A 22,405-nucleotide genomic window follows, 5' to 3' on the forward strand; every position below is an offset into this window, starting at 1 on the left:
GGACTGTGCCTGCGCCGCGCCCGTAGCCTGTGCTGTGCCCGTACTCACGAGGTACGAGACTACGGGGTCGGATGCCCCGTATTGCGTCCGGGGCCGGGCAGCGCTGCCCTGCTCACTCCCCGGCGGGAGCGTGCTCGGTGGCGGCCCGTACGTCGATCTCGCGCCAGAACCCCGCCCGGATGGCATAGCGGTCGTGCTCGTCGATCTGGTCGTCCTTGTGCGCGAGCAGCCCGAAGCGCGCCGCGTACCTCAGGAGTTCGCCGTCGATGCGGTGCGGGACGCGGGGGTACATCGTGGACAGCTTCTGCAGGTGGGCGGTCTCCGGCAGCCGTTCCATCCAGCGCCGGGCGAAGACCTGACCGACCTCGAAGGGGTCACCGCCGACGGTGGTGATGTCCTCCTCCCGGTCGGCCCAGCGCTGTTCGGCGCTGGTGAGCTGGGCCAGGGTCGGCAGGGACGCGGTCTCGGCGGGCTCGCCGAGGGCCCCGCCGCGTTCGAGCCAGCCCTTGTCGGAGGACCAGCGCAGTGTCGCGTTGGGGGCCGGCGCCTGCGCGGGGTGCTGCGCCGCCTGCGGTCCGGGGGCACGCAGGCTCGCCAGGTCCTTGGGGGTGGGGACGCCCTTGTGACCGGGGGCGGGCTGGGCCTCCGGGGCGGCCTCGGCGTCCGGCGCGCCGGTCCCGCCGCGGGCCGCGGCGGCCTGGGCCTCGGATGCCCGCTCGGCGGACGCGGCGAGGGCGGCCTCGGGAAGCGGCGCGGACAGGATCGCGGCGATCTCGGGGCGCGGGACGGGCGACGGCGCGCACACCCCTGCGGTCTCCTTGGCCCGTACCGCCTTGGTGATCCAGGCCCGGTCGAGCACCCGCCGCTCGTCGGCCTCGGCGACCAGGTCCTCGGACTGGTTGTAGTCGCCGTCGGCGGCCTGGACGGCCCAGAGGTGGACGGCGACGCCGTGTTCCTTCGCTGACATGAGTCCGGGCAGCAGATCGCCGTCGCCGGTCACGAGCACCACGTCGGAGCACGCCCTGTTCCTGGCCAGTTCGGTCAGCTCGGCGTGCATGGCGGCGTCGACGCCTTTCTGCGCCCACCGCCCGTCACTGCGGGTGAGGGCCCCGAGCCGCACGGTCACGCGCGGCATGACCCGCAGCCTGCGGTGCTCGGGCTGAGGGACGCGGTCGGGGGCGCCGTCGAACCAATAGATGCGCAGCAGCGGCTGTTCCGTATCGGCCTCGGCGCGCTCGCGCAGGCCCTGGATCAGGGCCGCGTGGTCGACGGTGATGCGGGAACGGGCGGGCTCTCCTGCCAGCAGACTCGCGGCTGCGCCCAGCAAGTAGCCGGCGTCCACCAGGACGACGCAACGGTCCACGCGTTCCACCCTCTTCCGGTTCGGGAGCGGGTCAGCGGGACCGGACATGGGGGGGAGGTCCGCCGACCCGGGGTTTGCTTACGCAGGGTTTCCTTCGAGTCTGCCCGACGGCAGGGAGGTTAAGGTCCGGAACTCGATCATCGGCGTGGCGGATCAGGAAGCCGCGCATGATACCGCGCCTACTACGCTCGGTAATGATCCAACATGCGGCCTATACGGTGATATGTGAGTCTGACAGCGGTTCTGGACCCCCAGATCTCCCACAGGAGGCATGACGATGGCGAAGAACAAGAACCGCAAGCAGGGCAGCCAGCACGACCGCGCGTCCGCCGCGGAGCGCGGCGCGGACGAGGCCAAGTCCTCGGCGTACGAGTCGCAGACCCAGCCGCAGTCGCAGGCCCAGGGCAGCCCGGCCGATGTCGCCCGCAAGCACCAGAAGCGCTTCGGACACAACTGACCGTCGCTCGCGGAGCAGACAGGCCGAGAGGGGCGCCCCGCGAACGGCGGGGCGCCCCTCTCGTGGGTGCGGTGGGGTCCGTCAGCCGGCCAGGCAGGACGGGCCGAGCAGCACCTTCAGGTCACCGAAGAGTGCGGGGTCCGGCTTGACGCGGTGCCGGTCGAGCCGGAGCACGGTGGTCTTACGGGGGCCCTGGAGCCTGATGCGTACCTCGGTGTCGCCCCGGTGGCTGCTGAGGACCTCGCCGAGCCGGCTGACCATGGGCGGGGTGACCCTCACCGTGGGGATCGTCAGGATGACGGGTGCGTTGGACCCGGCGTTGGAGATGTCGGGGACCTGCATCTCCATGGCGACGAGGCGCGGCACGTCCTCGCGCTTGTCGAGGCGTCCCTTGACGAAGACGACGGTGTCCTCGACGAGCTGGGTGGAGACCAGTTGGTAGGTCGCGGGGAAGAACATGCACTCGATGGACCCCGCGAGGTCCTCCACGGTCGCGATGGCCCAGGCGTTGCCCTGCTTGGTCATCTTGCGCTGGAGGCCGGAGATGATGCCGCCCACGGTGACGATCGCGCCGTCGGAGTGCTCGCCGCCGGTGAGCTGCGAGATCGCCGCGTCCGACTTGTCGGACAGGACGTGTTCCAGGCCGAAGAGCGGGTGGTCGGAGACGTACAGGCCGAGCATCTCGCGCTCCTGCGCGAGCAGGTAGGACTTCTCCCACTCGATGTCGGAGAACTCCACGTCCAGCCCGAAGCCCGGCTCGCCGCCGGCCTCCTCGCCGCCGCCGAAGAGGTCGAACTGTCCCTCGGCCTCCTTGCGCTTGACCTGCACCACGTTGTCGATCATCGGCTCGTGGTGGGCGACGAGTCCCTTGCGGGTGTGTCCCATCTCGTCGAAGGCGCCGGCCTTGATGAGGGATTCGACGGTGCGTTTGTTGCAGACGACCGCTTCGACCTTGTCGAGGAAGTCGGGGAACGTGGAGTACTTTCCCTTCGCCTTGCGGCACCGGATGATCGAGTCGACGACGTTCTGGCCTACGTTGCGGACGGCCGTCAGTCCGAAGAGGATCACGTCGTCGCCCTGGGCGGCGAAGTTCGACTCGGACTCGTTGACGTTCGGCGGGAGCACCTTGATGCCCATGCGCCGGCACTCGTTGAGGTAGACCGCGGACTTGTCCTTGTCGTCCTTGACGGACGTCAGCAGGGCCGCCATGTACTCGGCGGGGTAGTTCGCCTTGAGGTAGGCGGTCCAGTAGGTGACCAGGCCGTAGGCGGAGGAGTGCGCCTTGTTGAACGCGTATCCGGCGAAGGGGACCAGGACGTCCCAGAGCGCCTTGATCGCCGCGTCGGAGAAGCCGTTCTTCTTGGCTCCGGCCTCGAAGAGGACGAAGTTCTTCGCCAGCTCGTCGGCCTTCTTCTTGCCCATCACGCGGCGCAGGATGTCGGCCTCGCCGAGCGAGTACCCGGCGACGATCTGGGCGGCCTTCTGGACCTGCTCCTGGTACACGATCAGGCCGTAGGTGAGCCCGAGGACCTCCTTGAGGGGCTCCTCCAGCTCCGGGTGGATCGGGGTGATCTCCTGCCGGGCGTTCTTGCGCTCGGCGTAGTTCGTGTGGGAGTTCATTCCCATCGGGCCCGGCCGGTAGAGGGCCGAGACGGCGGAGATGTCCTCGAAGTTGTCGGGCTGCATCTGGCGGAGCAGTGAGCGCATGGGCCCGCCGTCGAACTGGAACACCCCGAGCGTGTCACCCCGGCACAGCAGCTCGTAGGTCTTGGGGTCGTCCAGCGGCAGGGAGAGCATCTCCAGGTCGACGCCCTTGTTGGCCTTCACCATCTTGATGGCGTCGTCCATGATCGTCAGGTTGCGCAGGCCGAGGAAGTCCATCTTCAGCAGGCCGAGGGACTCGCACTGGGGGTAGTCCCACTGCGTGATGGTTACACCGTCGGTGTGCCGCACCCAGATCGGCGCGTGGTCGACGATGGGCTCGCTGGACATGATCACGCCGGCCGCGTGGACACCCATCTGCCGGACGAGGCCCTCCACGCCCTTCGCGGTGTCGATGACCTTCTGGACGTCCGGCTCGTTCTCGTACATCCCCCGGATCTCGCCCGCCTCGCTGTAGCGCGGGTGCTTCGGGTCGGTGATGCCGTTGAGGTCGATGCCCTTGCCGAGGACGTCGGCGGGCATGGCCTTGGTGAGCCGGTCGCCCATCGCGTAGGGGTAGCCGAGGACGCGGGCGGAGTCCTTGATCGCGTTCTTGGCCTTGATCTTGCCGTAGGTGCCGATCATGGCGACCTTGTCGGCGCCGTACTTCTCGGTCACGTACCGGATCACCTCGACGCGCCTGCGCTCGTCGAAGTCGATGTCGACGTCGGGCATGGAGACGCGCTCGGGGTTGAGGAAGCGCTCGAAGATCAGCCCGTGCGTGATCGGGTCGAGGTCGGTGATGCCCATGGCGTACGCGACGATCGAGCCGGCGGCGGAGCCACGGCCGGGGCCCACCGCGATGCCGTTGTTCTTGGCCCACATGATGAAGTCGGCGACGACGAGGAAGTACCCCGGGAACCCCATCTGGATGATGATGTCCATCTCGTACTCGGCCTGCTTCTGCCGGTCCTCGGGGACGCCTCCGGGGTAGCGGCGGCCCATGCCGACCCGGACCTCCTCCTGGAACCAGGTGATCTCGGTGAAGCCCTCCGGGATGTCGAACTTCGGCATCAGGTCGCGCTTCTCGAACATGCCGGTGGTGTCGATCTGCTGCGCGACCAGGAGGGTGTTGGCGCAGCCCTCCTGCCAGGCGTCGGAGGAGTCGACGCCGTACATCTCGTCCGTCGTCTTGAGGTAGTAGCCGGTGCCGTCGAAGCGGAAGCGGTCCGGGTCGGAGAGGTTCTTCCCGGTCTGGATGCAGAGCAGGGCGTCGTGCGCGGTCGCCTCGTTGGCGTAGGTGTAGTGCGAGTCGTTCGTGACGAGCGGCGGGATGCCGACCTTCCGGCCGATCTCCAGGAGCCCGTCGCGGACCCGGCGCTCGATCTCGATGCCGTGGTCCATCAGCTCCAGGAAGTACCGGCCCTCACCGAAGATGTCCTTGTAGTCGGAGGCCGCCTGGACCGCCTCGTCGAACTGCCCGAGCCGCAGCCGGGTCTGCACCTCGCCCGAGGGGCACCCGGTGGAGGCGATCAGGCCCTCGGACCACTGGGAGATGGTCTCCTTGTCCATCCGCGGCCACTTCTGCAGCCAGCCCTCGGCGTACGCGTCCGAGGAGAGCTTGAAGAGGTTGTGCAGCCCGGTGCTGTCGGCCGCCCAGATCGTCTTGTGGGTGTAACCGCCGGAACCCGAGACGTCGTCGCGCTTCTGGTGCGGCTGGCCCCACTGGATCTTGCGCTTGTGCTTGCGCGACTCGGGGGCGACGTACGCCTCGATCCCGATGATCGGCGTCACTCCGGCCTTCTGGGCCGAGTGGAAGAAGTCGTACGCCCCGTGGAGGTTGCCGTGGTCGGTCATCGCGATGTGCGACATGCCCATGTCGTTGCACGCGTCGAACATGTCCTTGAGCCGCGCGGCACCGTCCAGCAGCGAGTACTGGGTGTGGACGTGCAGGTGCGTGAAGGGCGGCTTGCTCACGGCGCTGTGCCTCCGGGGCGGTCTTCAGGGCGGCGCGAAGCGCCTCGATGAGGGGTGGTGGTCGGGCGACGGGGGGAAGATGACGGGTTGGGGGGACAGCGTGGAAGTCTACGTCCTGGAGGTCACCGGCGACGGGCACTCCGGGGTACGGTCGCGCGTTGGAAGGGCGGGGACGCCCGTCCCATTTGTCATGCACGCCATGTACCAGGAGGCACCCAGCGATGTCGGACACGCAAACCCGCGAGGAGCAGCGCGGGGAGCAGATCCTCGCCGTTTTCGACACCGCTTTCGGGGAGCTCCTGGCTGCCGACCCCGCGGCGTTCAGGGTGAAGTTCCGCAAGATGGCGGGCTCCGCCTTCGCGTTCTACCGGGGCTCCGCAGGCCTGTTCTACGCCGATCTGGAGCGTGAGCAGCGTGGCGGCCCGTATCTGGACGAGCGGACCAGCCGGGTGTGGATCCACGGTGACCTGCACGCCGAGAACTTCGGCACCTACATGGACGCCAACGGCCGGCTCGTGTTCAACGTCAACGACTTCGACGAGGCCTACGTGGGCCCCTTCACCTGGGACCTGAAGCGCTTCGCCGCCTCCGTCGCCCTGATCGGCTACGCGAAGGCGCTGGGCGACGAGCAGATCTCCGAGCTCGTCCGGGTCTTCGCGGACGCCTACCGCGAGCGGATCCACGCCCTGGCGACCGGTGCCAAGAACGACGAGGTGCCGCCCTTCACCCTGGACACCGCCGAGGGCCCGCTGCTCGGCGCGCTGCGTGACGCCCGGGCGCTGACCCGTTTCGGCCTGCTGGACTCGATGACGGAGATCCGGGACTTCGAGCGCCGCTTCTCCGCCGGCGGCGGCGCGATCGACCTCGACGCCGCGACGCGGTACAAGGTGCTCGCCGCGTTCGACGGCTACCTGGAGACGCTGCCGGAGTCGAGCCTGACGCGGCCCGACTCCTACCGGGTCAAGGACGTCGTGGGGCGCCGGGGCATCGGCATCGGCTCGGCCGGCCTGCCGTCGTACAACATCCTCCTGGAGGGCAACAGCGACGCCCTCGAGAACGATGTGGTGATCTACATCAAGCAGGCACAGACCCCGGCGGTGTCCCGGCACATCACCGACGCCGCCGTGCGGGACTACTTCCAGCACGAGGGGCACCGCACGGTGATCTCCCAGCGCGCGCTCCAGGCGCACGCCGACCCGTGGCTGGGCTGGACCGAGCTGGACGGGTCGGGCCAGCTGGTCGCCGAGGTGTCTCCGTACGCGGTCGATGTGGACTGGTCCGACATCGACGAGCCGGAGGAGATCGCGGCGGTGGTCGCCGATCTCGGCCGGGCCACGGCGACGATGCACTCGGCGGCGGACGACGAGAGCGGGCACTCGCTGGTGCCGTTCTCCACGGAGCGGGCGATCGACGCGGCCATCGCGGCCGACGAGGAGGGCTTCGCGGATCTGCTGGTCGACTTCGCGCACAGCTACGGTGCGCGCACCCGTGCCGACCACCAGATCTTCGTCGATCTCTTCCGCAACGGCCGGATCCCGGGCCTGTAGGCCCTGCTGCGGCGGATCCTTAGGGCTCGCCTACAGGTACGCATGACACACTCTCCGGCGATGGACGTATCAGGGACGCAGATGAGAGCGGTACGCGCGGCGCTGTTCACCGCGCTCGTCGTCACGCTCTCGTCCGCGTCCCATGTGCTGCTCTCCCGGGTCCCGCTGCCGATGACCGCCGTCGCGCTGCTGGCCGGGGCCGTCTTCGCCGTGGCGTTCGCGCTGGCGGGACGTGAACGCGGTTTCGGGGCGATCGCCGGGCTGCTGGTTCCGCTGGAGCTGGCCGCCGACACCGTGTTCACCACCGGCCAGCACCTCTGTTACGGGGCGGCCGGCGGCCCGATAGCGGGTCCGCTGCGCTCGGTGGGCGTCGACGTGCTCTGCGGCGGAACCGGGGCGGACGGGCTCTCGGGTGTGGCCGCGGTCGGCACGCCGCTGGCCGGGGTGGCCTCCGAGGGGGACCACGCCGCCGCACTGCTCGCCTCACCCGGGCCCGCCGTCCCGTGGCTGCTGCTGGCCGCGCACGTGACGGTGGGCCTGCTGGCCGCCGCCTGGCTGCGGCGCGGCGAGGCGGCGCTCTCGGGGCTGCTGCGTGCCGCGGCAGCCGTCGCCTTCCGGCCGCTGCTCGTCGCGGTCGCCGTGGCGGGCTGCGCGCGGCGCCGCGTGCAGCCCGATGCCCGGCACGCCGGGCGCCCGCACCCGCTCGCCCCGGCCCGCTTCCTGGTGCACTCCGTGGGACGGAGGGGCCCGCCGCGCTCGGCCTTCACCCCTGCCTGAGTAAGCGGTAAGTCCCCCTTTTTTCGAGCCACCCCCACTTCTACGGAGCGTTCTCATGAGCAATCGCAACAGCCAGGCCAACAAGTCCGCCGCCCGTGAGCGTCTGCGCGTCGAGCGCGAGCGCCAGGCGAAGAAGGACAAGGCGCGCAAGCAGATCGTCGTCGGCGTCTCCGTCGTGGCCGTGCTGGCGGTCGCCGGCGCTGTCAGCTACGGCGTGATGCAGCTGAACAAGCCCTCCGCCTGGGAGGCGGCGGCGGACGCGAAGAACATCACCGCGCCCAAGAACACCTCGGGCGACGACGGCACCACCGTCGTGATCGGCGAGTCGAGCGCCAAGAAGACCCTGGAGCTGTACGAGGACTCGCGCTGCCCGATCTGCGCCACGTTCGAGCAGACGGTCGGCGAGACCGTGGCCAAGGACGTCGACGCCGGCAAGTACAAGATCAAGTACGTCGGCGCGACCTTCATCGACAACTCGGACAGCGGCGAGGGCTCCAAGAACGCCCTGAGCGCGCTGGGCGCGGCGCTCGACGTGAGCCCCGAAGCCTTCCTGGAGTACAAGACCGCGCTGTACTCCGCGAAGTACCACCCCGAGGAGACGAACGACAAGTTCGCCAAGGACAGCTACCTGATCGAGGTGGCTGACTCGGTGGACGCGCTGAAGGGCGACACGGCCTTCAGGAAGAACGTCGAGGACGGCACCTTCGACGCCTGGGCGATCAAGATGTCGAAGGCGTTCGACAAGAGCGGGGTCCAGGGCACGCCGACCCTCAAGATGGACGGCAAGACACTCACCGCTGAGGGCAGCGAGAACGCGCCCATGACGGTGGCCGACTTCAACACTGCGGTCACCAAGGCGCTGAAGGGCTGATCCGCACCTGCGGACCCACAGCACGACAGGAGAACTCGCGGCCGGGTGGGTACTCCGGTCGTAACTCCAGGCGTCATCCGGCCAACAGGCGGGCGAACTTCCTCTGTTCGCCCGCCTGTTCGCTCTACCCGCCAGTAGGGTGATCGTCCGTGACCAGACGACAGCTCTCCGCACCCACCCGCCGCACGGTCGTCAAGGCCGCCGCCGCCACCGCGGTCGCCGGCCCCGTGCTCGCCGCCACCGCCACCGGAGCCCGCGCAGCCGACGGCCCCGCCTTCCTGCACGGGGTCGCCTCGGGCGACCCCCTGCCCGACGGCGTGCTCCTGTGGACCCGCGTCACCCCCACGCCGGACGCCGTACCCGGCTCGGGGCTCGGCGACGGCACACCGGTGGTCTGGGAGATCGCCGAGGACAGGGCCTTCTCCAGGGTCGCCGCCCGAGGCACCGCGGTCGCGCGGGCCGGCTCCGACCACACCGTCAAGGCAGACGTGCGGGGGCTGCGGCCGGCGACGACGTACTGGTACCGCTTCTCGGCGGCACCCGGCGGCCCCGAGGGCGGGCACGGCGTCGTCTCCCCCGTCGGCCGCACCCGCACCGCGCCCGCCGCCGGGGCGGCCGTCCCCGGCATCCGCTTCGGCGTGGTGTCCTGCGCGAACTGGGAAGCCGGCTGGTTCTCCCCGTACCGCCATCTCGCGGCCCGTGCCGATCTGGACGCGGTCCTGCACCTGGGCGACTACATCTACGAGTACGCGTCGGGCAGTTACCCGGCCCGGGACACCGTCGTCCGCCCGCACGCCCCGCTGCACGAGATCCTGACCCTCGCCGACTACCGCCTGCGGCACGCCACGTACAAGACGGACGCGGACCTCCAGGCGCTGCACGCCGCCCATCCGGTGATCGCGATCTGGGACGACCACGAGTTCGCCAACGACGCCTGGTCGCAGGGAGCCGAGAACCACACCGCCGACGCGGAGGGCTCCTGGTCGTCCCGGGTGGCCGCGGCGAAGCAGGCGTACTTCGAGTGGATGCCGGTCCGCGCCTCCACGGAGGGCACGGTCTACCGGCGTCTGAGCTTCGGCAGCCTGGCGGAGCTCCACCTGCTCGACCTGCGCAGCTTCCGTTCCGAGCAGGCCCCGATCGGCGACGGCGCCGTCGACGACCCGGAGCGCTCGATCACCGGACGGGCACAGCTGGACTGGCTGAAGGCGGGACTGACCGCGTCGGATGCCCGCTGGAAGCTGGTCGGCACCTCGGTGATGATCTCGCCCGTCGCCTTCGGAGCGCTGCCGGCCCGCCTGCTGGCGCCGCTCGCGGAGCTGCTGGGGCTGCCGGCGGAGGGGCTCGCGGTCAACGTCGACCAGTGGGACGGCTACACGGACGACCGCAAGGAGCTGATCTCGCACCTGCGGGACGGGGGGATCACCGACACCGTGTTCCTGACGGGGGACATCCACATGGCATGGGCCAACGACGTCCCCGTGAAGGCGGCGACCTATCCGCTGTCCCCGTCGGCGGCCACGGAGTTCGTGGTGACGTCGGTCACCTCCGACAATCTGGACGACATCCTGCGGGTCGCTCCCCGGACCGTCTCGGTGGTCGCGGAGACGGCGGTCGTAGCCGCCAACCGCCACGTGAAGTGGATCGACATGGACTCGCACGGCTACGGCGTCCTGGACGTGACGGCCGAGCGGTCGCAGATGGACTACTACGCGGTCTCCGACAGGACGAGCAAGGAGGCGACGGCGTCCTGGGTCCGCTCGTACCGCACGCGGAGCGGAACCCAGCGGGCCGAGAGGGCCGACGCCCCGGTGCGCTGACCCGCACGGGCCGCGCGCGCCCTGGGTGCGCGGCCCGTCCCGTGGCTAGAGCGTGGCGAGGAAGCCCAGCGACACCTTCCAGGTCAGCTCGGCCGCGTCCTGGTCGAAGTCGGGCAGCTCCGCGTCCGTGAACAGGTGCCCGGCACCGGGGTAGCGGTAGACCTCGACGTCCGCGCCGGTCCGCTGCATCTGGAGGTACCAGCTGGTCAGCCAGTCGTGCGACTCGAACGGGTCGGGGTCCGCCACGTGCAGCTGTACGGGCAGTTCGTCGACCGAGGCGTTCTCGGCGATGTCCGACGTGCCGTGGAGCAGCAGCAGCCCGCGGGCCTTCGCGTCACCCAGTGCGAGGGTCTGCGCGACCGACGCCCCGAACGAGAATCCCGCGTAGACGAGGCCCTGGTCGGAGTAGGGCGCGGCTGCGAGGACGGCACGCTTGAGCAGCTCGTCCTTGCCCACCTGCTCCTTGAAGGCCATTCCCTCCTCGACGGTGTCAAAGGTGTGCCCCTCGAAGAGATCGGGCACGCGCACCTCGTGCCCGGCCGCACGCAGCCGGTCGGCAGCCGCGTGCACAGCGGGCCGCAGACCACAGGTCGAGTGGAAAAGCATGATGTTCATGAGGCCATGGTGCCAGCTGTGCCCCGACGCTTGGAGGACGAGGGAATGGAGAACATACTGCGACCGCTGCTGGTCGTGGGCGGATCGCTGGTGATCACGCTGGCCGTCGGCTGGCTGGTGGATCTGCTGCTACGGCGCGCCGACGGCCGTCACCACGAGACTCCGGTGTGGGGCCTGCTCAGGCTCTGCCGTCCGCCGCTCCAGGTGGTGCTGTGCACGGCGCTGCTGAGGGCCAGCTTCGATCAGCTCCGCCTCGACGTCGTGAAGGACCACCGGGCGGGGCTGGGCCAGTTCCTGACCCTGGTGCTGATCGCCGCGTCGGCCTGGCTGGTCATCCGCGTCGCGGCCACCGTCGTGCAGTCCTCGTACGCCCGCTACGCGACGTCCACCCGCGATCCCGCCCGCGTACGCAGGGTACGGACCCAGGTCACACTCATCCAGCGTGTGGTCACGGCAGTGGTGGCGACGGTCGCGATCGCGGCGATGCTGCTGACCTTCCCGGCGATGCGCACCGTCGGCACCTCGATGCTGGCCTCCGCCGGTGTGGTCGGCATCGTCGCCGGTGTCGCGGCCCAGTCGACGCTGGGCAATCTCTTCGCCGGCTTCCAGATCGCCTTCGGCGACATGGTCCGGATCGGCGACACCGTGGTGGTGGACGGCGAGTGGGGCACGGTGGAGGAGATCACCCTCACCTTCCTCGCGGTGCGCACCTGGGACGAGCGGCGGATCACCATGCCGGTGTCCTACTTCACGAGCAAGCCGTTCGAGAACTGGTCCCGCGGCGGGGTGCAGATGACCGGCACCGTCTTCCTCCAGCTCGACCACTCGGCCCCGGTCGCGGCGATGCGTGACCGGCTGCGCGACATCCTCGGCGAGTGCGCCGCCTGGGACGGCCGCGACTGGTCCCTGGCCGTCACGGACAGCACGCCCACCACGATCGAGGTGCGGGCTGTGGTCACCGCCAAGGACGCGGACGACATCTGGACGGTGCGCTGCGCCGTGCGGGAGCAGATGATCGGCTGGCTCCGGGACCACCATCCGTACGCGCTGCCCCGGGTCGTGACGTCGCCCGCGGCTCTCCCGCCCGGCGACCACTGGCGGGAACTGACGGGCGGGGACACCGGCATGGCAGCGTCCGACGGGCAGACGCCGTCCTTGGACAAGGCCCCCCGCACCGGGCGCGGCTGAACGGCCTGAGCGGGCGGGACGGGTCAGTGCAGGCTGCGGACGTCCAGGTAGCGCAGCACCCGGTCGACGACCTCCGGGTCCGCGCCGGGCTCGCTGCGGGCGGAGAGCACCTCGTGTCGGGCGGCCGACAGCAGCTCGCGCTGGACCCGGCCGACCGCCTTGAAGCGCTCGGCGCGCTGGGCGTAGGCCTCGCGCCGCTCCTCGTCGACCATGTCGGGACTGATCCGCGCCCCGATGTCGTACGCCGCGCGCTGCAACCGCTCCAGGACGTCCTCGGGGAGGTCCTCGGTGTCCTCGATCTCCTTGAGCCGGTGCTTGGCCGCCTTGGCCGCCCGGATCGCGAGTTCCCGCTCCAGGGCCTGCTCCGCGTCCGTGTCCGCCCGCACCCCGAGTCTGCGTACGAGCCACGGCAGGGTCAGGCCCTGGAAGACGAGGGTGGCCATGATGACGGCGAAGGCGATGAAGACGATCTCGTCCCGGCCCGGGAAGGGCTTCCCGTCGTCCGTCTCCAGCGGGATCGCCAGGGCCAGCGCCACCGAGGCGACCCCGCGCATCCCCGCCCACCACATGACGACGGTCTCCCGCCAACTGGTGGGGATCTCCTCGCTGTAGTCGCGCCGGGTGTGCAGCCGCTTGGCGAGCCAGGTCGCGGGCAGCAGCCACAGGAGCCGTACGCCGACGACGACGGCGACGACCGCCAGGCCCCACCCCACGAGTTCCAGTTCACGGCCGTCGGCGGTGCCGAAGACGCTGTGCAGTTCGAGCCCGATGAGGCCGAAGGCGACACCGGTCACGAGGGTGTCGACGATCTCCCAGAACGACCGGCCGGTGAGCCGCCCGAGTACGTCGTCGGCGTCCGCGGTGTGCTCGGCGAGGAAGAGCGCCGTGGTGAGGACCGCGAGCACCCCGGAGCCCATCAGCTCCTCGGCGAGCACGTAGCTGACGAAGGGCACCAGCAGGGTCAGGCCGACCTGGAGTGTGGCGTCGCCCAGCAGTCCCATCAGCTTGATGGTCAGCCAGCCGAGCAGCAGGCCGACCGCGACGGCGACGACCGCGGAGAGGACGAGGAGCCCGAATGCCTCGGGGAGCGAGAAGGTGCCGCTGACGGCCGCGGCGATCGCCACGTGGTACAGGACGATGGCCGTGACGTCGTTGAACAGGCCCTCGCCCTCCAGGATCGAGACGAGTCTGCGCGGCAGGCCGACCGAGCCGGCGACCGCCGTGGCGGCGACGGGGTCGGGCGGGGCGACGAGCGCGCCCAGCGCCACCGCCGCGGCGATGGGCAGCCCGGGGACGATCGCGTCCGCGACCGCGGCGACGGCCGCCGTCGTGACGAAGACGAGGGCCACCGCCAGCAGGAAGATCGGCCGCTTGTTGGCCGCGAACTGGCGCCAGGAGGTGCGCTGCACGGAGGCGTAGAGCAGCGGGGGCAGCAGGGCGGGAAGGATGATCTCCGGCGGGATGTCGACGTCGGGCACGAAGCTCGCGAAGGCCATTCCGATGCCGGCGAGCGTCATCAGCACCGGTGCGGGCAGGCCGAGCCGCTCCCCCAGCGGCACCGTGACCACCGCTCCGAGAAGAAGCAGGAGCAGGAGTGCCATCTGGTCCACGTTGTGCCTTCCGCAGGGCGCCGGGCCCCGGGCCCGTTGATCAGCCGGTCAGGGCACCAGCCTGCCACGCGGTACCGGCCGCCCCGCGGCACCTCTTGCCGACCGCCCTGTCAGAGCGCGCGGCGCATGGCCCGGTGCGGCATCCCGGCGTCGGGGAACTCGGGGCCGTACGCCCGGTAGCCGAGCCGCTCGTAGAAGCCGAGCGCGTGTGTCTGGGCGTGCAGGTCCACGGAGGCCAGGCCCAGAGCGCGGGCCTCGTCCTCGATGGCGCGGACCAGCGCCGCCCCGACGCCGAGTCCTCGTGCCGCGCGGGTCACCGCGAGCCGGCCGAGCGAGCCGACGGTCGTGTCGCCGCCGGTCCTGTCCGCGGCGGCCTCACCGTGCAGCAGCCGTCCCGTACCGAGCGCGGAACCGTCCGCCGTGACGGCGAGGACGTGCACGGCCGTGGCGTCGTGGGCGTCGTACTCGATCTCCTCGGGCACCTGCTGCTCGCCCACGAAGACTTCCTTGCGCACCTGGAAGCAGGCCGCGAGGTCGCTCTCCTCCAGGGCCCTGCGGGTGCCGTACTCGGCGGGCCCGGCGGTCATTCGCTCTCCGCCGCGATCGTCTCCAGGGCCAGTCGGAGGTCGTCCGGGTAGGTGCTGGCGAACTCGACCCAGCTGCCGTCGGCGGGGTGCTCGAAGCCGAGGCGCACCGCGTGCAGCCACTGCCGGGTCAGGCCGAGGCGCTTGGCCAGCGTGGGGTCGGCCCCGTAGGTCAGGTCGCCGACGCAGGGGTGGCGGTGTGCGGACATGTGCACGCGGATCTGGTGCGTGCGTCCGGTCTCCAGCTTGATGTCGAGCAGACTGGCCGCCCGGTAGGCCTCGACGAGGTCGTAGTGCGTCACGGAGGGCTTGCCCTCGGCGGTGACGGCCCACTTGTAGTCGTGCTGCGGGTGGCGGCCGATGGGGGCGTCGATGGTGCCGCTCATCGGGTCCGGGTGGCCCTGCACCAGCGCGTGGTACTTCTTCTCGACGACCCGGTCGCGGAACTGTGCCTTGAGCAGGGTGTAGGCCCGCTCCGACTTGGCCACGACCATCAGGCCGGAGGTGCCGACGTCCAGGCGGTGCACGATGCCCTGCCGCTCAGCTGCTCCCGACGTCGAGATGCGGTAGCCGGCCGCGGCGAGGCCGCCGATGACGGTGGTGCCGGTCCAGCCGGGGCTGGGGTGGGCGGCGACGCCGACCGGCTTCATGATGACGACGATGTCGTCGTCGTCATGGACGATCTCCATGCCCTCGACGGGTGCGGCGACGATCTGGACCGGAGCGGGTGCCTGGGGCATCTCCACCTCGAGCCAGGCACCGCCGTGCACCCGCTCGGACTTCCCGGCCACCGCACCGTCCACCTGGACCTTCCCGGCTGCGGCCAGCTCGGCGGCCTTGGTGCGGGAGAAACCGAACATCCGGGAGATGGCGGCGTCGACACGCTCGCCCTCCAGGCCGTCGGGTACGGGCAGGGTGCGGACCTCGGGATACGTACTCACCAGTCGAGTATGCCTTGCGCCCACTAGTCCTTGTGCACGGTGCCGTCGGGGTCCAGGCCCTTGAAGGAAAGGATCACGATGAGGATTCCGCCGCACACGATCGCGGAATCGGCGAGGTTGAAGACGGCGAAGTGCGCCGGGGCGATGAAGTCGACCACCGCGCCCTTGAAGACGCCCGGCGCACGGAAGATGCGGTCGGTGAGGTTGCCGAGCGCTCCACCGAGCAGCAGTCCCAGCGCGATGGCCCAGGGCAGGCTGTAGAGCTTGCGGGCGAGCCGGATGATGACGACGATCACGACGGCCGCGATGGCCGTGAAGATCACGGTGAAGGCCTCGCCGATCCCGAAGGCGGCGCCCGCGTTGCGGATCGCGTCGAACTTCAGCCAGTCGCCGAAGATCTCGATGGGCTCCTCGTGCTCCAGCTTCGCGACCACGATCATCTTGCTGACCAGGTCCAGGACGTAGGCCAGGACGGCCACGCCGAGGAGTACCAGGACCTTCTTCCTGCCCCGGCCGCTGCCCGGCTCGTCGCTCGCCGCCGGGGTCGGGCCTCCGGCGGGCTGCTGGGGCTCAGCCCCGTCGGCCCCCTCGGCATCAGGGATATCCGGCGTACCGATGATGCGCTCCGCCTCTGCCACGTGAGTCCCTCAACCTAGGTGCCTGACTGAGGACGAGGGTACGACACACCCCGTGATCCGGGGGCCTCAGCCCCGGCTTCCGGGCCGCCGCCCCCCGTTCCCCCGGATCAGGCCCGTTCCGGTTCCGTACCGCCTGGTCCGGGCCTGAATCCGTACGGGGCCTCAGCCGCGCCGCTCCTGCTTCTGCTTGTCCTCCACGCAGAGCGTGGCCCGGGGGAAGGCCTGCATCCGCGCCTTGCCGATCGGCTTCCCGCAGACCTCGCAGAGACCGTAGGTCCCCGCGTCGAGCCGGGCGAGGGCGCGCTCGGTCTGGTCCAGGGTCTCCTGGGCGTGTGCCGCCAGGGACAGCTCGTGCTCCCTGGTGATGTTCTTCGTGCCGGTGTCCGCGTCGTCGTCGCCGGCCCCGTCACCGGAGTCACGCATCAGCCCGGCCAGCGCCGCGCCCGACGCCTCGAGTTCCGTGCGCAGCCGCAGGACCTCACCGGTCAGCTCGGTGCGCGCCGCGTCGACCTCCTCCGGGGTCCAGGGGTCCTCGCCCGGCCTGACCGCCAGGTCTCCGGGCGCCGTCGCGACACCGGCCCTGGCAGGCGGGACCGCTGTCGCGGTGCCCTCTCCTGCGTCCGGGGTCCGGGCCGCGCTCTTCTTGGCTACCACCGTGTGGGCTCCTGTCTGCTCGGCGGCCGGGGCCGCCCCCGTTGCCTTCTTCGGCGCCTTCTTCGACGCCTTCCTGGCCGTGCTCTTCTTCGCCGTGCTCTTCTTCGCCGGCCCGTCGTGGGCCGGTTGCCGGCCTGCCTGTCCCGGCTCCGGCGGATGTGCCGCCGTTCTCTTCCCGGCGGCCGCCTTCTTCGCCGGCTTCCCGGCCGGCTCCTTGCCCCCGCTCCCCGTCCCGTCCTCGGCAGCCGCAGCCGTGGATTCTTCGGACGCCGTTCTCGATACGGCGGTCTTCTTCGCCACCATGGCCGCGGCCCCTTCACATATTGTGATCTTGCACGCGAATCGTGCTGGGACGATAAATCGACCCCAGCCCCGCGGCAACGGGGCACGCCGCCGGTTCGCCTCATCCCGCGGCCGGGCAGTGGCGCGCCTGCAACGGTTGTGCCCAGCTCCCCGCCCTGTAATCCGCCCCCGCACGCCCTCGGGGACTCCGTCCGTCCCGACTGGCCATTCGGGTGCAGCCCCTCCCTCGTGGGCGCCGGCCCGAAAACCGGTCGGCCGTCGCCCGCACGGGCCCGTACACTGGCCGCAGCGAGAGGCATCGACGGGACGAGTAGCGTCGTACGCAGCCACGAGCGACCCGGGGACGGTGGAAGCCCGGGGGCGAGCGCGCCGTGAAGATCACCCCGGAGCCGCCGGAAGAAAGCTTTGGACAGTGGGCTCCGCCCACGGGCTCAAGGCCACTAGACCCGGCATCGCTGCCCCAATGAGGGGGCCGCGGGCGCATGCCCGGGGCCAAGGAGGGTGGTACCGCGGGAGCCGATCCGGTTCTCGTCCCTCCGACGGAAGTGGAAGACGTCCGCCGGAGGAAGCCCGCACATGACATCGCCGCAGTACCGCCAGGTACCCGCCCAGGTCGACCTGCCCGCCCTCGAGCACGCCGTGCTCGACTTCTGGCGCGACAGCAAGGTCTTCGCCAAGAGCCTCGAGGAGTCCGAGGGCCGCCCCGAGTGGGTCTTCTACGAGGGCCCGCCGACCGCCAACGGCATGCCCGGGGCCCATCACATCGAGGCCCGCGTCTTCAAGGACGTCTTCCCCCGCTTCCGCACCATGCAGGGCTACCACGTCGGCCGCAAGGCCGGCTGGGACTGCCACGGCCTGCCGGTGGAGCTCGCGGTGGAGAAGGAGCTGGGCTTCAACGGCAAGAAGGACATCGAGGCCTACGGCATCGCCGAGTTCAACGCGAAGTGCCGTGAGTCGGTCACCCGCCACACCGACGCGTTCGCCGAGCTCACGACCCGCATGGGGTACTGGGTCGATCTCGACGACGCCTACCGCACGATGGACCCGGAGTACGTCGACTCCGTCTGGTGGTCGCTGAAGGAGATCTTCAACAAGGACCTGCTGGTCCAGGACCACCGCGTCGCCCCCTGGTGCCCGCGCTGCGGCACCGGCCTCTCCGACCACGAGCTCGCCCAGGGGTACGAGACGGTCGTCGACCCCTCGGTCTTCGTACGCTTCCCGCTGACGAGCGGCCCGCTGGCCGGCGAGGCCGCGCTGCTGGTCTGGACGACGACCCCCTGGACCCTGGTCTCCAACACCGCCGTCGCCGCGCACCCCGACGTGTCCTACGTCGTCGCGACGGACGGCGAGGAGAAGCTGGTCGTGGCCCGGCCGCTGGTCGAGAAGGCGCTGGGCGAGGGCTGGGAGCTCACCGGCGAGACCTTCACCGGCCGCGAGATGGAGCGCTGGAACTACGAACGCCCCTTCCATCTGGTCGAGTTCCCCGCCGAGGCGCACTACGTCGTCAACGCCGAGTACGTCACGACGGAGGACGGTACGGGTCTGGTCCACCAGTCCCCCGCCTTCGGCGCCGACGACCTCGTCGTCTGCCGCTCGTACGGCCTGCCGGTCGTCAACCCGGTCCGCCCCGACGGCACCTTCGAGGAAGACCTCCCGCTGGTCGGCGGCGTCTTCTTCAAGAAGGCCGACGAGGCCCTCACCGAGGACCTGGCGGCGCGCGGCAAGCTCTTCCGCCACGTCCCGTACGAGCACAGCTACCCGCACTGCTGGCGCTGTCACACGGCGCTCCTGTACTACGCGCAGCCCTCCTGGTACATCCGCACGACGGCGGTCAAGGACCGTCTCCTGCAGGAGAACGAGAAGACCAACTGGTTCCCGGACTCGGTCAAGCACGGCCGTTTCGGCGACTGGCTGAACAACAACGTCGACTGGGCGCTCTCCCGCAACCGTTACTGGGGCACCCCGCTGCCGATCTGGCGCTGCGAGGACAACCACCTCACCTGCGTGGGCTCGCGCGCGGAGCTCACCGAACTGACGGGCGCCGACCAGTCGGACCTGGACCCGCACCGGCCGTTCATCGACGAGATCACGTTCACCTGCTCGCAGGAGAGCTGCGGGCTGGAGGCGCACCGCGTCCCCGAGGTCATCGACGCCTGGTACGACTCGGGTTCGATGCCGTTCGCACAGTGGGGCTACCCGTACAAGAACAAGGAGGTCTTCGAGAGCCGGTACCCGGCGCAGTTCATCTCGGAGGCCATCGACCAGACCCGCGGCTGGTTCTACACGCTGATGGCGGTCGGCACGCTCGTCTTCGACAAGTCCAGTTACGAGAACGTGGTCTGCCTGGGCCACATCCTCGCCGAGGACGGCCGGAAGATGTCCAAGCACCTGGGCAACATCCTCCAGCCCATCCCCCTCATGGACCAGCACGGCGCCGACGCGGTGCGCTGGTTCATGGCGGCGGGCGGCTCCCCCTGGGCGGCACGCCGGGTGGGCCACGGCACCATCCAGGAGGTCGTCCGCAAGACGCTCCTCACCTACTGGAACACGGTGGCCTTCCAGGCCCTGTACGCCCGTACATCGGGCTGGGCACCGTCCGCGGCCGACCCGGCCCCGGCCGACCGCACGGTCCTGGACCGCTGGCTGCTGAGCGAGCTCGGCACCCTGGTCGACGAGGTCACCAAGGCGCTGGAGGGATATGACACCCAGCGCGCCGGCAAGCTGCTCTCCGCCTTCGTCGACGACCTGTCCAACTGGTACGTCCGCCGCTCGCGCCGCCGCTTCTGGCAGGGCGACAAGGCGGCGCTGCGCACGCTGCACGAGGTCGTGGAGACGGTCACGCGGCTGATGGCTCCGCTGACCCCGTTCATCACGGAGCGGGTCTGGCAGGACCTGATCGTCCCGGTCGCCCCGGAGGCCCCCGAGTCGGTGCACCTGTCCACGTGGCCGAAGGCCGACCCGGCATCGGTCGACCCGTCCCTCTCCTCGCAGATGGCCCTCGTACGCCGCCTGGTCGAGCTGGGCCGGGCCACGCGTGCCGAGTCGGGCGTCAAGACCAGGCAGCCGCTGTCGCGGGCCCTGGTCGCCGCCTCGGGCTTCGAATCGCTCACGCCCGAACTGCGCGCCCAGATCACCGAGGAGCTGAACGTCTCCTCCCTCGCCTCCCTCTCGGAGGTCGGCGGCTCGCTGGTCGACACCACGGCGAAGGCGAACTTCCGCGCGCTGGGCAAGCGGTTCGGCAAGGGCGTCCAGGCGGTGGCCAAGGCCGTCGCGAACGCCGACGCCGCGGCGCTGAGCCTGGCTCTGCGCGAGGGGACGGCCTCGGTGGAGGTCGACGGCGAGCAGGTCACCCTCGCCCCCGACGAGGTCATCATCACGGAGACGCCGCGCGAGGGCTGGTCGGTGGCCTCCGACTCGGGCGCGACGGTCGCCCTGGACCTGGAGATCACCCCGGAGCTGCGGGCGGCCGGGTTGGCCCGTGACGCGATCCGGCTGATCCAGGAGGCACGGAAGAACAGCGGCCTGGACGTGGCGGACCGGATCGCGGTCCGCTGGACGTCGGCGTCCCCCGCGACGGCCGAGGCCCTGACCGCGCACGCGACCCTGATCGCGGACGAGGTCCTGGCCCTGGACTACGCGCAGGGCGAGGCCGACGACACGTACGGAACCGCGTTCGACGACGAGGGTCTGTCCCTCACCTTCCGTCTCCGCAGGACGGAAGGCTGACCCGCCCCACCTGAGAGGCCCGCCCCGTCCGGCCGGACGGGGCGGGCCTCTCACGCTTCCCACCCGCTCCCGGCCGGGGCAGACCCGTCCCGCCGGTCGGACCGGGCCCACCCGGCCACTCGCGCCCCGCGCCCCGCGCCCGGAGCGGACCGGAGGCCGAGCATACGAAGCGCGGGTACGTCGTCCACTCCAGGCGGGCGGGGCACGTCCGGCGGGCCCCCGCCCGGCCGCCCACCCGGCCCGCGGCGCGCTTTGCCATGCTCACCCGGCCCCCGCCCGGCGGCTCCTCCCCGCTTCCCCTCCCCCTGAGAGCACCTCAGCCCCTCCGGCGTTCGAGGAGCCGTGACCGGGTGGCGGAGCTTTCGGGTCACAGGAGGGGGCGAGCGGAAACGAGCCCCACGCAGCGGCCACCCCGCCCCCGCGCACAGGGCAGGCAAAAGGGCCGGGCCCCGGGGAAAACCCCGGGGCCCGGCCCTCAGCCTGCCGACGGCTACGCGCTCAGCGAGCGCGAACCGCTCAGTTGTCGTCCTCGTCGATCAGGAACCCGCGCATCGGCGACGGCGCCTGCTGCATCGGCTGCGGCGCCTGCGGCCGTACCGGCGCCATCGGCTGCGTCATCGCGGGCGACATCTGCTGCTGGCCGCCACCGTACGACGGGCCACCGCCCATCGACTGGTTGCCACTGCCCATCTGCTGGTTGCCGTGACCACCGTGGTTGCCGCCCATGGTGTGCCCCATCGCACCCGCACCGGCCGGAGCCAGCGAGGGCGACGGCGGCAGCGAGGCAGCGGCGGGGGTCCGCGGCGGAGCCAGCGAGTCGTCGGACTGGGTCTCCAGCTGACGCAGCTGGCTCTCCAGGTAGGACTTCAGACGGGTCCGGTACTCGCGCTCGAAGCCACGCAGGTCCTCGACCTTGCGCTCCAGCGTCGCGCGGGCCGACTCCAGCGAGCCCATCGCCACGCGGTGCTTCTCCTGCGCGTCCCGCTCCAGGGCGTCCGCCTTGGCACGCGCGTCACGCTCGAGACCCTCGGCACGGCTGCGCGCCTCACCGACGATCTTGTTGGCCTCGGAGCGGGCCTCCGCGATCGCCTGGTCAGCGGTCTGCTGGGCGAGGGACAGGACACGGGCGGCGCTGTCGCCACCGGGGCCCTGACCGGGCTGCTGCATCTGCTGCTGCTGCTGCATCTGCTGCTGCTGCATCTGCTGCTGCATCTGCTGCTGCTGCTGCTGCGGAGCGTGACCGCCCATGGGGCCGCCCATCGGGCCGCCCTGCATCGGGCCAGGGCCGTGCGGGCCCTGCGGACCGGGACCGTGGCCGCCCTGAGGGCCATGGCCGCTGGGACCGGCAGGCAGCTGCGGAGCGCCACCGGGCAGCTGGGGGGGACCCATCTGCGGGGGCTGCTGCTGCTGTACCGGCGGACCCGATATGGCGGCGGGCACCGGGGCCCCTGGCCGGTCCTGCTGCTCCGGGGGTTTGCGCATTCCCTGCTGCTGCTGGTTCTGCGCGGCCGCTCGCGTGGCGGCAGCCAGCTTGGCGCGCAGGTCCTCGTTCTCACGGAGCAGGCGTGTCAGCTCCGACTCGACCTCGTCGAGGAAGGCATCGACCTCGTCCTCGTCATAGCCTTCTCGGAGACGGACGGTCGTGAACTGCTTGTTCCGCACGTCCTCAGGGGTCAGCGGCATCTCTTCTTCACCT

16 protein-coding genes are annotated in these 22,405 nt (G+C 70.8%); 7 read left to right on the plus strand and 9 right to left on the minus strand.

The window, feature by feature from the left end:
- Window positions 1-112: 112 nt before the first annotated feature.
- A complete protein-coding gene (locus JOC24_RS08970; protein ID WP_205020009.1) occupies window positions 113-1,372 on the minus strand; it encodes an NYN domain-containing protein in 1,260 nt (419 codons plus the stop codon).
- Between the two features lie 268 nt (window positions 1,373-1,640).
- Here JOC24_RS08970 and JOC24_RS08975 point away from each other — a divergent pair, with 268 nt between their 5' ends.
- Window positions 1,641-1,820: a hypothetical protein gene (locus tag JOC24_RS08975; RefSeq protein ID WP_205019596.1), complete on the plus strand. Its 180-nt coding sequence runs from the start codon at window positions 1,641-1,643 to the stop codon at window positions 1,818-1,820.
- A gap of 81 nt (window positions 1,821-1,901) precedes the next feature.
- Here the strand turns inward: JOC24_RS08975 and dnaE are convergent, their stop codons facing one another.
- Window positions 1,902-5,438, minus strand: a complete 3,537-nt coding sequence (gene dnaE / locus JOC24_RS08980; protein ID WP_205019597.1) for a DNA polymerase III subunit alpha — start codon at window positions 5,436-5,438, stop codon at window positions 1,902-1,904.
- A gap of 221 nt (window positions 5,439-5,659) precedes the next feature.
- Between dnaE and JOC24_RS08985 the strand changes: the two genes are divergently transcribed.
- From JOC24_RS08985 to JOC24_RS09000, 4 genes are all read left to right on the plus strand, one after another.
- Window positions 5,660-6,985, plus strand: a complete 1,326-nt coding sequence (locus tag JOC24_RS08985) for a DUF2252 domain-containing protein (RefSeq protein ID WP_205019598.1) — start codon at window positions 5,660-5,662, stop codon at window positions 6,983-6,985.
- A gap of 60 nt (window positions 6,986-7,045) precedes the next feature.
- Complete coding sequence (locus JOC24_RS08990; protein ID WP_205019599.1) at window positions 7,046-7,762, plus strand: hypothetical protein; 717 nt, start codon at window positions 7,046-7,048, stop codon at window positions 7,760-7,762.
- Window positions 7,763-7,817: 55 nt separating this feature from the next.
- Window positions 7,818-8,633, plus strand: coding sequence for a thioredoxin domain-containing protein (locus JOC24_RS08995; protein ID WP_205019600.1), 816 nt, complete (start codon window positions 7,818-7,820; stop codon window positions 8,631-8,633).
- Window positions 8,634-8,782: 149 nt separating this feature from the next.
- Complete coding sequence (locus JOC24_RS09000; protein WP_205019601.1) at window positions 8,783-10,450, plus strand: alkaline phosphatase D family protein; 1,668 nt, start codon at window positions 8,783-8,785, stop codon at window positions 10,448-10,450.
- A gap of 45 nt (window positions 10,451-10,495) precedes the next feature.
- Here the strand turns inward: JOC24_RS09000 and JOC24_RS09005 are convergent, their stop codons facing one another.
- Window positions 10,496-11,065, minus strand: coding sequence for a dienelactone hydrolase family protein (locus tag JOC24_RS09005; protein WP_205019602.1), 570 nt, complete (start codon window positions 11,063-11,065; stop codon window positions 10,496-10,498).
- Between the two features lie 45 nt (window positions 11,066-11,110).
- Here JOC24_RS09005 and JOC24_RS09010 point away from each other — a divergent pair, with 45 nt between their 5' ends.
- Entirely contained in the window at window positions 11,111-12,253 is a 1,143-nt protein-coding gene (locus tag JOC24_RS09010; RefSeq protein ID WP_205019603.1) for a mechanosensitive ion channel family protein, read from the plus strand.
- 23 nt (window positions 12,254-12,276) lie between these two features.
- Here JOC24_RS09010 and JOC24_RS09015 read toward each other — a convergent pair whose 3' ends face one another.
- The 5 genes from JOC24_RS09015 to JOC24_RS09035 form a co-directional block, all read right to left on the minus strand.
- The gene (locus JOC24_RS09015) at window positions 12,277-13,863 is read right to left on the minus strand and encodes a Na+/H+ antiporter (protein ID WP_205019604.1); all 1,587 of its coding nucleotides are present in this window, start codon (window positions 13,861-13,863) and stop codon (window positions 12,277-12,279) included.
- A 110-nt stretch (window positions 13,864-13,973) separates the two neighbouring features.
- On the minus strand, window positions 13,974-14,450 hold the full coding sequence (locus JOC24_RS09020; protein ID WP_205019605.1) for a GNAT family N-acetyltransferase: 477 nt from the start codon (window positions 14,448-14,450) through the stop codon (window positions 13,974-13,976).
- Window positions 14,447-15,388 carry an RluA family pseudouridine synthase gene (locus JOC24_RS09025; RefSeq protein ID WP_205019606.1) on the minus strand — a complete coding sequence of 314 codons (942 nt, stop codon included), beginning with the start codon at window positions 15,386-15,388 and terminating at the stop codon, window positions 14,447-14,449. The genes JOC24_RS09020 and JOC24_RS09025 overlap by 4 nt, the downstream gene beginning before the upstream one ends.
- A gap of 23 nt (window positions 15,389-15,411) precedes the next feature.
- Window positions 15,412-16,026, minus strand: coding sequence for a signal peptidase II (gene lspA, locus JOC24_RS09030; protein WP_205019607.1), 615 nt, complete (start codon window positions 16,024-16,026; stop codon window positions 15,412-15,414).
- 162 nt (window positions 16,027-16,188) lie between these two features.
- A complete protein-coding gene (locus JOC24_RS09035; protein WP_205019608.1) occupies window positions 16,189-16,983 on the minus strand; it encodes a TraR/DksA family transcriptional regulator in 795 nt (264 codons plus the stop codon).
- Window positions 16,984-17,559: 576 nt separating this feature from the next.
- Here JOC24_RS09035 and ileS point away from each other — a divergent pair.
- Window positions 17,560-20,709 (plus strand): isoleucine--tRNA ligase, encoded by a 3,150-nt coding sequence (gene ileS, locus JOC24_RS09040; protein WP_205019609.1) that lies wholly within the window; start codon window positions 17,560-17,562, stop codon window positions 20,707-20,709.
- A 516-nt stretch (window positions 20,710-21,225) separates the two neighbouring features.
- On the opposite strand, the gene JOC24_RS09045 is transcribed toward ileS, so the two are convergent.
- On the minus strand, window positions 21,226-22,392 hold the full coding sequence (locus JOC24_RS09045; RefSeq protein WP_205019610.1) for a DivIVA domain-containing protein: 1,167 nt from the start codon (window positions 22,390-22,392) through the stop codon (window positions 21,226-21,228).
- Window positions 22,393-22,405 lie beyond the last annotated feature (13 nt).

The organism is Streptomyces sp. HB132 (genome assembly GCF_016909575.1).
Taxonomy (GTDB): domain Bacteria; phylum Actinomycetota; class Actinomycetes; order Streptomycetales; family Streptomycetaceae; genus Streptomyces.

Excerpts from the sequence above, each read along its gene's own strand:
- JOC24_RS09005 (WP_205019602.1), bottom strand. The coding sequence starts at position 11,065 with ATGAACATCATGCTTTTCCACTCGACCTGTGGTCTGCGGCCCGCTGTG.
- JOC24_RS09020 (WP_205019605.1), bottom strand. The coding sequence starts at position 14,450 with ATGACCGCCGGGCCCGCCGAGTACGGCACCCGCAGGGCCCTGGAGGAG.
- JOC24_RS09045 (WP_205019610.1), bottom strand. The coding sequence starts at position 22,392 with ATGCCGCTGACCCCTGAGGACGTGCGGAACAAGCAGTTCACGACCGTC.
- JOC24_RS08985 (WP_205019598.1), top strand. The coding sequence starts at position 5,660 with ATGTCGGACACGCAAACCCGCGAGGAGCAGCGCGGGGAGCAGATCCTC.
- JOC24_RS08995 (WP_205019600.1), top strand. The coding sequence starts at position 7,818 with ATGAGCAATCGCAACAGCCAGGCCAACAAGTCCGCCGCCCGTGAGCGT.
- JOC24_RS09010 (WP_205019603.1), top strand. The coding sequence starts at position 11,111 with ATGGAGAACATACTGCGACCGCTGCTGGTCGTGGGCGGATCGCTGGTG.
- JOC24_RS08975 (WP_205019596.1), top strand. The coding sequence starts at position 1,641 with ATGGCGAAGAACAAGAACCGCAAGCAGGGCAGCCAGCACGACCGCGCG.
- JOC24_RS08990 (WP_205019599.1), top strand. The coding sequence starts at position 7,046 with ATGGACGTATCAGGGACGCAGATGAGAGCGGTACGCGCGGCGCTGTTC.
- JOC24_RS09035 (WP_205019608.1), bottom strand. The coding sequence starts at position 16,983 with ATGGTGGCGAAGAAGACCGCCGTATCGAGAACGGCGTCCGAAGAATCC.
- ileS (WP_205019609.1), top strand. The coding sequence starts at position 17,560 with ATGACATCGCCGCAGTACCGCCAGGTACCCGCCCAGGTCGACCTGCCC.